Raw genomic sequence first — 10,889 nt, forward strand, 5'->3', positions numbered from 1 at the left:
GCGAAACCGTCAGTCGGAACTGGGAATCCAGGCCGGATGCCACAGCCGTCCGGTCTCGGTCCAGTTCATGAAGCGCACGGTGCCGGTGAGTTTCGGCGTCACCCATACCGCGTCCTTGCGCTCGTCGGCGGTGAGCTCGTTGTCGAACGGGCTGGACTTGCGTTCCAGGCGGCGCAGCCGATCGGCGAGATCGCTCATCTCCCGCTCACTGAACCCGGTGCCGACCCGGCCCAGGTAGTACAGCTCCCCCTCGTGCGGGACGCCGACCAGCAGCGACGCGAACTGCCGCGCGTCCGATCGCCGGTACCCGCCGATCACCACCGACGCCGTGCGCCAATTCCGGGTCTTGATCCACGACTGCCCGCGTCGGCCGGGCAGATACACCGAGTCGCGCCGTTTGGCGACCACGCCCTCCATGCCGTGATCCTGGCTGTACCGCAGGGCTTCCGCGCCCGACCCCCGCAACTGCTTCGGCACGATCAGCGAACGCGCCCGCTCGGCAAGGGCTTCCAGCACCCGCCGCCGATCGTCGTAGCGCTTGCGGACCAGCGAGGTGCCGTCCAGGTACAGCAGGTCGAAGGCCAGGAAGACCGCGCGCGCCGAATCCTCGCGCAGCAGGCCGAGATTCGCGCCGCCGTGATCGTCGAAGACCACCGCCTCGCCGTCGAGCACCGCACTGTGCCCGGACAGTTCCGAACCCAGCACCGCCAGACCCGGATACTTCCCGGTGACCACGTGCCCGGTCCGGCTGCGCAGCGTCACCGCGCCGTCCTCGATCTCGGCGATCAGCCGGAACCCGTCCCATTTGGTCTCGAAAGCCCACTGCTCGGCATCGAGGGTGCCCACGTCACCGGCCGTGGCCAGCATGGGTTTCAGGCCCCGCGGCATGGGCGCGGGCGGGCGCGGCGGCACCGCGCCCGGAACCGGCTGTGCCCCATCACCTTCCGATCCGGGCGGCCTCTGATCCTTCATCAGATGCATGAGCCACTGATTGCCGTTGGTCTGGATCAGCGCGTACCGCCCCGTCAGCCGCTCCCCGTGCAGCCACACGATGACCTCGTCGTCGCGCCACTTCTCGGTTTCGTAGGTTCCGGCATCCCAGATGGTCATCTGCCCGCCGCCGTACTCGCCCTTGGGGATGGTGCCGTGAAAGGTGAGGTACTCCATCGGATGGTCCTCGGTGTGCACGGCCAGCCGGTTCTCGCCGGTATCGGTGGGCGGGCCCTTGGGCACGGCCCAGGACACCAGCACGCCTTCGCGTTCCAGCCGCAGATCCCAGTGCAGCCGCCGGGCGTGATGCTCCTGCACCACGAATCGATCCCCCGGCCCGGGGTCGGGCGGGCCCGGCGGCACCGGTTCGGGCGTGCGCCGCGGGTCGCGCATGGACCGGTAGGTGTCGAGCCGGTCCGGAACCGGTTCCGGCAGTGGCTCGTCCAGCCCTTCGATCAGGTCACCCTGTTCGTGCCAGCGTCGCAGCACCTCATCGAATCGCAAGTGCCGCAGCCGCTTCGGCTGCGCTATCTCGGACCAGTCGCGGGGCGCGGCCACCCACGGCTCGGTGCGCCCGCGCAGCGAATACGGCGCGATCGTGGTCTTGGCCGGATTGTTCTGGCTCCAGTCCAGGAACACCTTTCCGTCGCGCGCGGACTTGGCCATGGTGGCGGTGACCAGTTCGGGCCGCAGCTGCTGCAGGTTGGTGGCGACCTGTTTGGCCACCGTCGACGCGCCGTTCGGACCGATCCTGCGGTCCAGCGGCACGTAGACGTGAATTCCTTTGGAGCCGCTGGTGACCGGATACGCTTCCAGGCCCACCTCGCGCACCACGTCCCGCAGGATGAGCGCCACCTCGGCGCACTGCGCCAGCCCGGCTCCCGGCCCGGGGTCCAGATCGAACACCAGCCGGGTGATGTCGCCGACCTCGGCGCCGTCGAAACGCCATTGCGGCACATGCAGTTCCAGCGCCGCCTGCTGACCCAGCCAGGCCATGCCCGCGAGATTGCCGATGAGCGGGTACGTGACCGGCCGGTCGGAATGCCGAACCGTCCTGCGCTCCAACCACTTCGGCGCGTGCTCGGGCAGGTTCTTCTCGAAGAACGACTGCTCGTCCACCCCGTTCGGCCACCGCTTACGGGTCACCGGCCGCTGCGCGATATGTGGCAGCAGGGCCGGGGCGATGGCCGTGAAATAGTCGATGACCTCCCCTTTGGTGGTCCCGGTGGCCGGATACAGCACCTTGTCGAGGTTGGTCAGCCCAACCTCGATACCCCCGAAATCCCGACGGGACCCCATGACAGCAGTGTAGGTCCGGGTCCCGACAAAAACCGGCAACCCCGGGCCAGCCGGGACACCGCACCGTGAAAAGCCAACGGGCCGTTCAGGTCAGCGACGGGGATCCCGTCACTCCCGAACGGCCCGTGGAACGAGCGCTGCCGGTGACGATCAAACCTCGGGCTGTTCGCCTTCCGCGGCCTCCGGAGCCGGCGCGGGCGCCTCGGCGGGTGCGGCCGGTTCGGCGGCGGGAGCCTCCGCCGTGGCGGCCTGCTCGGGCACCAGCGCGGACTTGATCGCCTCGGCGCCCTTGTCGATCTGCGAGGAGTACTTTCCCCCGGTCTTCTCGTCGATCACCTGACCGGCCTTGTCGACCGCCTGCTCGACCTTCTCGGCGTTCTGGGCCGCCACCTCTTTGCCCTTGCCGACCAAGCCCTTGAGCGTGTCCATGAGACTCACAGCCTGCTCCTTCAATCTCGGTCCGTTATTGGCGAACATCTTCCCACCACGAATCCCGTGGTGGCAGGCCAATCGGGTCGATCCGCTCGCCCGGCTTCGGCACGGCGATGCGTGTCCCCGCCGCCTCCGCCGCCCCGGTCAGTCGCTGGACCGGCTCCGACCAGCCGTGGAACGCCAGATTGAAGGTGGCCCAGTGAATCGGCACCAGGAGCCCGTTGCCCGCGTCGCCGAGACACAGATCGGCGTGGGCGCGCACCGCCTCCTCCGGGTTCATGTGCACATCCGGCCAGTGCCGATCGTAGGCGCCGATGGGCAGCAGGGTCACGTCGAACGGGCCCAGCTGCGCGCCCGCCTCCGCGAACGCCTTCGTGTATCCGGTGTCACCGCCGAAATAGACGCGGCGGGTGGGACCGGCGATCGACCAGGACGCCCACAGCGTGGTGTTGCGGACCAGCCCGCGGCCGGAGAAGTGCCGCGCCTCCGCGCAGGTGATCACGAGATCGGCGCCGTCACCGCGATCCCGTTTCAGCTCGGACAGCGAAACCGAAGCAGCCCAGTCCAATTCGACGATGCGATGTTCGGGCACCGCCCAGTGCCGCAGGTGCGCGCCGATGCCGATCGGCACGATGAACACGCAGTCCTGGCTGTCCACCAGCCCGGACACGGTGTCGCGATCCAGATGGTCGTAGTGGTCGTGGGAGATCAGCACCGCGTCCAGCGCCGGCAGTTCCGACAGCGGCGACGGTACCGGATGCAGCCGGGCCGGACCCACCAGCGGCGACGGCGAGACCCGGTCGCTCCACACCGGGTCGGTCAGCACCCGGTACCCGTCCACCTCGACCAGGCAGGTGGCGTGCCCGTACCAGGTGACGGCCAGCTCCCCCGCCTGCTCCGGCAGCGCGGGCGTCACCAGCGGGATCGTCCCGGCCGGGCGGCCCCTGTTGCGCTGGGTGGCCAGCTGATACAGCAACTCCAGCGGCGATCCGGTGATCTGGCTGCTCGGCTCGGTGTTGTGGAACTGCCGATCGCGATAGGTGGTCGCCCCGTGCGCCGTCGGCGCGATCGCGGAGATGGAGGCGCCCATGGCGGAGGGGATATCCCACGCCGCCCGCACCAACCAGGAAAGACCGAACGCACCCGCCGTCATACTCACCAGTTTCCGCGTCTTCGCGGTCACGCGCTGCCCGTTCATTTGCCCTCGAATTTCGCGGGCCGCTTCTCCTGCCGTGCCGTGCGGGCCTCCTGCGCGTCGGCGCTCTGCCACGCCGCGTCCAGGGCCGCGATCTGCTCCAGGGAATCGGGGCCGCGGGTGTCGTCATCGTTGAAGACCAGTTTCAGATGCCGCAGGGACAGCGGCGCGAGCTCGGCGATCTGCTTGGCCCAGGCCTGCGCGTCGGCCAGCGTGCCCACCCTGTTGGCGAAACCGAAGGTGTAGGCGTCCGCGGCCTGCACCCGCTCGGCGCCCATCAGAATGGTGCGCGCCGGGCCCGGCCCGATCAGGTTGGACAGGCGGCGCACGGTCCAACGATCCACGGAGATACCGAGTTTCGCCGCCGGGACCGCGATGAAGGAATCCGGCGTCATGACCCGTAGGTCCGACGCCAGGGCCAGTTGCACGCCCGCGCCCAGCGCCCCGCCGTTGATGGCCGCGATCACCGGCACCGGAACCGTCTCGATGGTGCGCAACATGCTGAGCAACCCGGTCAGGAACGAATCCGAGTACACCCCGTCCAGATCCGCGCCCGCGCTGAAGATCGGCCCCTGGCCGGTCAGCACGATCACGCGGGCCGAGGCCGCGGCCTCCACGAGCGCCGCGTGCAGGCGCCCGATCAGCTCCTCGTTCAGAGCGTTCCGGCGATCCGGACGCTGCAGTTCGATGGTCACAACCTCGCCATCGCGGCTGACTCCGAGCATCTGTACCTTCCCCACTGTCCAACTCACCTGCGCTGTCGACCCATGGTCCGCTTTCACTCTAGGTGCGCGTACCGTCGGGCCGGTGATCGCAACACCCGATGTCGACGTCCTCGTGATCGGTGCCGGGCAGGCCGGATTGTCGGTCGGCTATCACCTGCGCCGCCTCGGATTACGGCCGGAGCAGGACTTTCTCATTGTCGACCACTCGCCCGCGCCGGGCGGCGCCTGGCAGTTCCGATGGCCCTCACTGACATTGGGCACCGTCAACCGGGTGCACGATCTGCCGGGTATGTCGTTCGCGGAGACCCTGCCCGAGGGCTCCGGCAACGCGCAGGCGGCCACCGCCGTCCCGCACTACTTCGAGCTCTACGAGAAGCGCTTCGATCTGCGCGTGCACCGCCCGGTGTCGGTCAGCGTGGTGTGCGACCGGGCCACCGCGGCCACCTGCCCGAATCAGGAGGTCGACGGGCTGCTGCACGCCGAGCTCACCCCGGACGCGACACTCCGGGTCCGCGGGCTGGTCAACGCCACCGGCACCTGGGACAAGCCGTTCATTCCCTACTACCGGGGCGCTGAGACCTTCGCGGGGCGCCAGCTGCACGCCCACGACTACCGCGCCGCACGGGAATTCGCGGGTCGGCACGTCGTCGTGGTCGGCGGCGGTATCACGGCCATCCAACTGCTGGACGAGATTTCGCAGGTCACCAGTACCACCTGGGTGACGCGGCGCGAACCCGCGTTCCGCTCGGCGCAGTTCGCGCCCGAGGACGGGCGGGCCGCGGTCGCCATCGTGGAAGACCGTGTGCGGCGCGGTCTTCCACCCGGCTCGGTGGTCTCGGTGACCGGCCTGCCCGAGGACGCGCGGGTCCGGGCCATGCGCGAACGCGGCGTCCTGCGGCGGCGGCCCATGTTCGATCACATCGAATCCGACGGAATCCGCTGGGCCGACGGCACCTTCCAGCGCGCCGACGTCATCCTGTGGGCCACCGGATTCCGCAGCGCCCTGGACCATCTGGCCCCGCTGCGACTGCGCGGTCCCGGCGGCGGCATCACCATGGGCGGGCGGCTCGCCACCCGGGTGGAATCCGATCCGCGCATCCACCTGATCGGGTACGGGCCGTCCGCCAGCACCATCGGCGCGAACCGCGCGGGCCGGGCCGCAGCCGTCGAATTGACCTCTTACCTGGGCATTCCCACCCACCACGCGGACTGACCTCAGACCGCGGCGTCCATATCGAAGGTGGTCGGGTCCGCGCCCTGCCGTGCGCCCTTGTCGATCCCGGCGATCTGCGTCATCTCCCGGCCGGACAGCTCGAAATCGAAGATCGCCAGGTTCTCCGCCATCCGGGACGGCTTCATGGACTTCGGAATCGCGACGTTCCCCAGCTGCATGTGCCAGCGCAGGATGATCTGCGCGGGCGTCCGACCCAGCTTGTCCGCCAGCGCGATGATCACCGAGTCGTTGAACTCCGCCCCGCGCCCCAGCGGACTCCACGCCTCGGTCACGATGCCGTGCGCGGCGTGGAAGGCCCGCAGCTCCGACTGCGCGTAATACGGATGCAGCTCAACCTGATTGATGGCCGGCACCTCACCGGTCTCCCCGATCAACCGCTCCAGCTGCGTCCGGGTGAAATTGGAGACGCCGATCGAGACCACCCGGCCCTGCCGCTTGAGCGTCTGCAGGGCGCGGAAGGTGTCGACGTACAGATCGGCCGACGGCACCGGCCAGTGGATGAGGAACAGGTCGATGGTGTCCAGGCCCAGCCGCTTCACACTGGCGTCGAAGGCGCGCAAGGCGGCGTCGTAGCCGTGATCGGCGTTCCACAGCTTGGTGGTGACGAAGACCTCGTCGCGCGGCAGGCCCGACTCGCGGACGGCGCGGCCCACCTCCTCCTCGTTGCCGTAGAAGGCGGCGGTGTCGATGCCGCGGTACCCGAGCTCGAGGGCCGTCATCATGGTGTCGACCGCCTCGTCACCATCGACCTTGTACACACCGAAACCTAGCTTCGGCATGACCTGGCCATCACTGAGCACGATCGCCGGAATATCGCTGGCCTCGAACCGATAAGTCATCATTCCGAAGGTAGAAGCGCCGTACCACCCCGTCAACCGAGTCCTCGATGCGAAAAAATCGTGTCGCTCCCACGTGGCGGCAAATTCTCAGCGTCGGCCGCGGCGATGTGCCGAGACTTACGATCCGAGACCCAGGCGACGGTAGCGCAAATGCCGTGCCGCCAGCAGATCCGCCGGGGACCGGGAGGTGAGATCCGCCAGCTCGCCGGCAATGGCCGCCACCGTGCGCAGCGCGAAATCCACCGGCTCGTCCGCCGCGTCCGGGTACTCGGGCACGATGCTGTCCACGATCCCGTCCGCGCGCAGATCCGCCGCGCGAATCCGCTGGGCCGCCGCCAGTTTCGGGGCATGCCGGGTTTCGCGGTAGACGATCTCGCTCGCGCCCTCCGGCGGCAGCGGCGCCAGCCAGCCGTTCGCGGCCGCCAGCACCCGGTCGGCCGGCAACAGGGCCAGCGCGCCACCGCCGGTGCCCTGACCCAGCAGCACCGACACCGTCGGAGTGTCCAGCGTCACCAGATCGGCGATACAGCGGGCGATTTCGGGCGCCAGGCCCCGCTCCTCCGCCTCCCGCGACAACGACGCGCCCACGGTATCGATCACCAGCACCAGCGGCACCCGCAACTCGGCGGCCAGATGCATGCTGCGCCGGGCCTCGCGCAGCGCGGCCGGACCCATGGTGTTCTCCGGCGACTGGCCGGCGCGGTCGTGACCGAACACGATGCAGGGCTGTCCCCGGAAACGGGCCAGCGCGTGCACGACCGTGCGATCCAGCTCGCCGTGTCCGGTGCCGGACAACGGAACTCGATCGGTGGCGTGGCGCAGCAGCTCCCGGATTCCCGGCCGATCACCGCGCCGCGAGATGAGCACCGACTGCCAGCCGTGCACGTCGCCGGTATCCGGCAGCGCCGGGGCGTCCCGCTCCTGCGGACCGGCCAGGAAGGAACCGACACCGTGCTCGGCCCGATGCGGGTCACCGTTCCGCTCGGGCAGCGGCTGCGGGCCGTCGCACAGCACCGCCAGCGCGCGATGCGCGATCCGGCGGAACACCGGCACCGGCACCACACCGTCGATGACGCCATTGCGGTAGAGGTTTTCGGCCGTCTGCACGCCCTCGGGAAACTTCTTCCCGTACAACGCTTTATAGACTCGCGGCCCCAGAAAGCCCACCAGCGCACCGGGTTCGGCGAATGTCATGTGCCCCAAGGATCCCCACGAGGCGAACACTCCGCCCATGGTCGGATCGCGCAGATACACCAGATACGGATGCCCCGCCGCCTTGTGCGCGGCGAGAGCCCCGGCGACCTTCACCATTTGCACGAAAGCGACTGTGCCCTCCTGCATTCGAGTACCGCCGGAGGTCGGCGACGCGAGCAGCGGCAGGCCCAACTCGGTCGCGCGCTCGACCGCGGACACGATGCGCTCGGCCGCGGCCACGCCGATGGAGCCCGCGAGAAACGCGAACTCGCACGCGATCACGGCAACTCGCCGTCCGCGCAGCAACCCCTCGCCGGTGAGCACCGCCTCATCGGTGCCCGCCGTTGCCGCGGCAGCCAGCAAATCCTCGCGATACTCCGGCGACGCCGCCACCGCGACCGGTGGCCGATCCCAGCTCACGAAGGAACCGGGATCGAGCAGTGCGCCGAGCAGTTCCCGCGCCGAGATCTTCATGAGGCATGAGAGTAGCTACAAATGGCACACCATCAGTTCGCGGCCCGCCTCGGCCTGGACCGACGGAGCGGGGGAGCGAAGCGGAGGAGCGGAGGAGGGAAGGCCGAGGTACCGGCTCCAATAGGCCTGCGCCTTGGGCCGCGAACCGCGGCGGCGGAGCCGCCGCAATTCAACTCAGTACCCCTGCACGACCTTGCGCAGCGCGTACTCGGTGACCGCGACCAGAGCCTGCTTAACCGGCTCCCGGCGACGGGCGTCGATCGAGAGGATCGGCACGTCCGCGGGCACCGCCAGCGCCTGGCGAATGTCCTCCACCGGATACCGTGGCGCATCGTCGAACTCGTTGATGGCCACCAGGAAGGGTAGGTTACGCGCCTCGAAGTAGTCGACGGCGGCGAAACTGTCCTCCAGCCGGCGGGTGTCGACCAGCACCACGGCGCCGATGGCGCCCTTGATCAGGTCGTCCCACATGAACCAGAAGCGGTACTGGCCGGGCGTACCGAACAGGTACAGCACCAGGTCATCGGCCAGGCTGATGCGGCCGAAGTCCATGGCCACCGTGGTGGTGGCCTTCGACGGAACACCGGTCAGGGAGTCCACGCCGACACTGGCATTGGTCACCAAAGCCTCGGTGCGCAGCGGAACGATCTCCGACACGGCACCGACCAGGGTGGTCTTGCCGACACCGAAACCACCGGCCACGACGATCTTGGCCGACGTGGGCTTGCTGGTGCGCGTGTCGACCTGTGTCGTCGAATCAAATACGCCGGAGTCCACTGAGAACCCTTTCGATCAGCTCGCGACGTTCATCGTCGCTGGAATCGTCTTTCAATGTCGCCGATACCCGCACATGGCCGGCATCGATGAGGTCGGCGACCAGCACCCGCGCGACCCCGAGCGGGATGCCCAGACGCGCGGCTACTTCGGCAACCGACGGCGATTCTCTGCACAACTCCACGATTGACGTCTCGATATTGGTGAGTTCGAACTGCCGCTCGAGGGCGACCGGATGCGATGCGACGAGCGCCTCCAAGGCGAGCTCCACCTTCGGCCGGGTGCGACCGGCCGTCAGTGAATAGGGGCGAACCAGGCTCGGTTCGGCGCTCCCAACGCGTTCGTTGTCTATGTCCATCCCGCCATCAGGAACCCATCGTGACGCGAGGTGTGGCCTGAACCGTCTGGCCCACTCGCTCGACCAACAACGCCATCTCGTATCCCACCTGGCCGATGTCGCAGGACGTATTCGTCAGGACGGCCAGGTACGAGCCGTCGCCGACCGCCATGAGCAGCAGGTAGCCGTGTTCCATCTCGACCACCGACTGCAACACGGTGCCGCCCTCGAACAAGTTCGACACACCCACCGAGAGGCTCGCGAGCCCCGCGGTCACCGCTGACAGCTGTTCGGCCCGGTCCACGGGAAGCTGCGCACTCGCGGCCATCAGCAGGCCGTCAGCCGACACCAGGACCGCGTGCGCAACGCCGGGAACCTCATTGGCGAAATTCGAAACCAGCCAATCCAGCTGACGCTTCGTACCACCTAGATCGGGGTTCATCGGTCTCCTTTATCTCCGGTTAGGTTCATAGCTTTCATCGCGCGGCCATCCCGGACGCCCTGCTGGTGACGACTCAGACTTGACCTGATGGATTCTGGGTCCCGATGGGCCACCTTGTCAGCGTTTCCGGTGACACCGCCGGGCACAAGTCGGTTACCGGGATCGCGCTGCGGCAGGCCCGCGGCGGTCCGCTTGTCCGCCGAGGACTCGTTGGCGCGGCGGGCCGCCTGCCAGCCCTCGTCACCGGGCGACTCGAAGGACGAGGCCACCTGGGACCGGTCCGCATTCGGATCCGAGAGCCACGCCGACATCATCTCCGCGAAGATCGGCGTGCCGCCCATGATCGGGTCGGCGCCGGATTCGGCCGGCTGCAAACGGGTCTGGAAGAACGAGGCCGCCTTCTGCGGGTTCGACCGGAAGCTGTGACGTCCTGGCTCCTTGACAGCGTCGGACCCGTTCTGCGGCAGACCGACACCCGGAATCGGGCTCGGGCGCTGCGGCAGACCCGCGCCCGGATCACGCTGCGGCAGACCGGTCGCGCCGCGCTGCGGCAGACCCGCGCCCGGATCACGCTGCGGGAGGGGACCATTCAGCGGGTCACGCTGAGTCAGGCCACCCGACAACGGATCAGCGCCCGCGGCACCACGCTGGGGAAGGCCACCGGCCGATTCCCGCTGCGGCAGACCATTACCGGCGTCACGCTGCGGCAGACCACTGCCCGCGTCACGCTGGGGCAGGCCGTTGGCGCCACGCTGCGGCAGACCGCCCGCGGCGGAATCACGCTGCGGTAGCGGACCACTCAGCGGGTCACGCTGACTCAGACCACCCGACAACGGATCAGCACCCGCGGCACCACGCTGGGGAAGGCCACCGGCCGACTCGCGCTGCGGCAGGCCGGTGCCCGCGTCACGCGAGGGAAGGCCGTCCCGCTGCGGGAGACCGTTGCCCGCGTCA

12 protein-coding genes are annotated in these 10,889 nt (G+C 68.8%); 3 read left to right on the forward strand and 9 right to left on the reverse strand.

Features of this window, described 5'->3' with window-relative positions; all coding sequences use genetic code 11:
* Positions 1–9 precede the first annotated feature (9 nt).
* From ON33_RS27315 to ON33_RS27330, 4 genes are all read right to left on the reverse strand, one after another.
* Positions 10–2,289 carry an ATP-dependent DNA ligase gene (locus ON33_RS27315; RefSeq protein ID WP_040861963.1) on the reverse strand — a complete coding sequence of 760 codons (2,280 nt, stop codon included), beginning with the start codon at positions 2,287–2,289 and terminating at the stop codon, positions 10–12.
* 150 nt (positions 2,290–2,439) lie between these two features.
* On the reverse strand, positions 2,440–2,718 hold the full coding sequence (locus ON33_RS44515; RefSeq protein ID WP_040861964.1) for an antitoxin: 279 nt from the start codon (positions 2,716–2,718) through the stop codon (positions 2,440–2,442).
* 34 nt (positions 2,719–2,752) lie between these two features.
* The gene (locus ON33_RS27325) at positions 2,753–3,874 is read right to left on the reverse strand and encodes an MBL fold metallo-hydrolase (protein WP_040861988.1); all 1,122 of its coding nucleotides are present in this window, start codon (positions 3,872–3,874) and stop codon (positions 2,753–2,755) included.
* A gap of 41 nt (positions 3,875–3,915) precedes the next feature.
* Positions 3,916–4,641 carry an enoyl-CoA hydratase gene (locus ON33_RS27330; RefSeq protein WP_040861965.1) on the reverse strand — a complete coding sequence of 242 codons (726 nt, stop codon included), beginning with the start codon at positions 4,639–4,641 and terminating at the stop codon, positions 3,916–3,918.
* A gap of 82 nt (positions 4,642–4,723) precedes the next feature.
* Between ON33_RS27330 and ON33_RS27335 the strand changes: the two genes are divergently transcribed.
* On the forward strand, positions 4,724–5,854 hold the full coding sequence (locus ON33_RS27335) for an NAD(P)-binding domain-containing protein (RefSeq protein ID WP_373281066.1): 1,131 nt from the start codon (positions 4,724–4,726) through the stop codon (positions 5,852–5,854).
* 2 nt (positions 5,855–5,856) lie between these two features.
* Here the strand turns inward: ON33_RS27335 and ON33_RS27340 are convergent, their stop codons facing one another.
* The 5 genes from ON33_RS27340 to ON33_RS27360 all read right to left on the reverse strand — a co-directional run bounded on the left by ON33_RS27340 (position 5,857) and on the right by ON33_RS27360 (position 9,935).
* Complete coding sequence (locus ON33_RS27340; protein ID WP_040861990.1) at positions 5,857–6,714, reverse strand: aldo/keto reductase; 858 nt, start codon at positions 6,712–6,714, stop codon at positions 5,857–5,859.
* 117 nt (positions 6,715–6,831) lie between these two features.
* The gene (locus tag ON33_RS27345; RefSeq protein WP_040861966.1) at positions 6,832–8,382 is read right to left on the reverse strand and encodes a carboxyl transferase domain-containing protein; all 1,551 of its coding nucleotides are present in this window, start codon (positions 8,380–8,382) and stop codon (positions 6,832–6,834) included.
* Positions 8,383–8,556: 174 nt separating this feature from the next.
* Entirely contained in the window at positions 8,557–9,159 is a 603-nt protein-coding gene (locus tag ON33_RS27350) for a GTP-binding protein (RefSeq protein ID WP_174391578.1), read from the reverse strand.
* Positions 9,140–9,514, reverse strand: coding sequence for a DUF742 domain-containing protein (locus ON33_RS27355; RefSeq protein ID WP_033085504.1), 375 nt, complete (start codon positions 9,512–9,514; stop codon positions 9,140–9,142). Before ON33_RS27355 ends, ON33_RS27350 begins: the two co-directional genes overlap by 20 nt.
* Before the next feature lie 7 nt (positions 9,515–9,521).
* Positions 9,522–9,935 carry a roadblock/LC7 domain-containing protein gene (locus ON33_RS27360; RefSeq protein ID WP_029930951.1) on the reverse strand — a complete coding sequence of 138 codons (414 nt, stop codon included), beginning with the start codon at positions 9,933–9,935 and terminating at the stop codon, positions 9,522–9,524.
* Between the two features lie 192 nt (positions 9,936–10,127).
* Here ON33_RS27360 and ON33_RS41705 point away from each other — a divergent pair, with 192 nt between their 5' ends.
* Both ON33_RS41705 and ON33_RS41710 read left to right on the forward strand, forming a co-directional pair.
* Positions 10,128–10,361 (forward strand): hypothetical protein, encoded by a 234-nt coding sequence (locus ON33_RS41705; RefSeq protein WP_040861967.1) that lies wholly within the window; start codon positions 10,128–10,130, stop codon positions 10,359–10,361.
* Positions 10,358–10,726, forward strand: a complete 369-nt coding sequence (locus ON33_RS41710; protein ID WP_040861968.1) for a hypothetical protein — start codon at positions 10,358–10,360, stop codon at positions 10,724–10,726. The genes ON33_RS41705 and ON33_RS41710 overlap by 4 nt, the downstream gene beginning before the upstream one ends.
* Positions 10,727–10,889 lie beyond the last annotated feature (163 nt).

Source organism: Nocardia niigatensis NBRC 100131, assembly GCF_000308655.1.
In the GTDB taxonomy this organism is placed as follows: domain Bacteria; phylum Actinomycetota; class Actinomycetes; order Mycobacteriales; family Mycobacteriaceae; genus Nocardia; species Nocardia niigatensis.

Excerpts from the sequence above, each read along its gene's own strand:
- ON33_RS27315 (WP_040861963.1), bottom strand. The coding sequence starts at position 2,289 with ATGGGGTCCCGTCGGGATTTCGGGGGTATCGAGGTTGGGCTGACCAAC.
- ON33_RS44515 (WP_040861964.1), bottom strand. The coding sequence starts at position 2,718 with ATGGACACGCTCAAGGGCTTGGTCGGCAAGGGCAAAGAGGTGGCGGCC.
- ON33_RS27325 (WP_040861988.1), bottom strand. The coding sequence starts at position 3,874 with ATGACGGCGGGTGCGTTCGGTCTTTCCTGGTTGGTGCGGGCGGCGTGG.
- ON33_RS27330 (WP_040861965.1), bottom strand. The coding sequence starts at position 4,641 with ATGCTCGGAGTCAGCCGCGATGGCGAGGTTGTGACCATCGAACTGCAG.
- ON33_RS27340 (WP_040861990.1), bottom strand. The coding sequence starts at position 6,714 with ATGACTTATCGGTTCGAGGCCAGCGATATTCCGGCGATCGTGCTCAGT.
- ON33_RS27345 (WP_040861966.1), bottom strand. The coding sequence starts at position 8,382 with ATGAAGATCTCGGCGCGGGAACTGCTCGGCGCACTGCTCGATCCCGGT.
- ON33_RS27355 (WP_033085504.1), bottom strand. The coding sequence starts at position 9,514 with ATGGACATAGACAACGAACGCGTTGGGAGCGCCGAACCGAGCCTGGTT.
- ON33_RS27360 (WP_029930951.1), bottom strand. The coding sequence starts at position 9,935 with ATGAACCCCGATCTAGGTGGTACGAAGCGTCAGCTGGATTGGCTGGTT.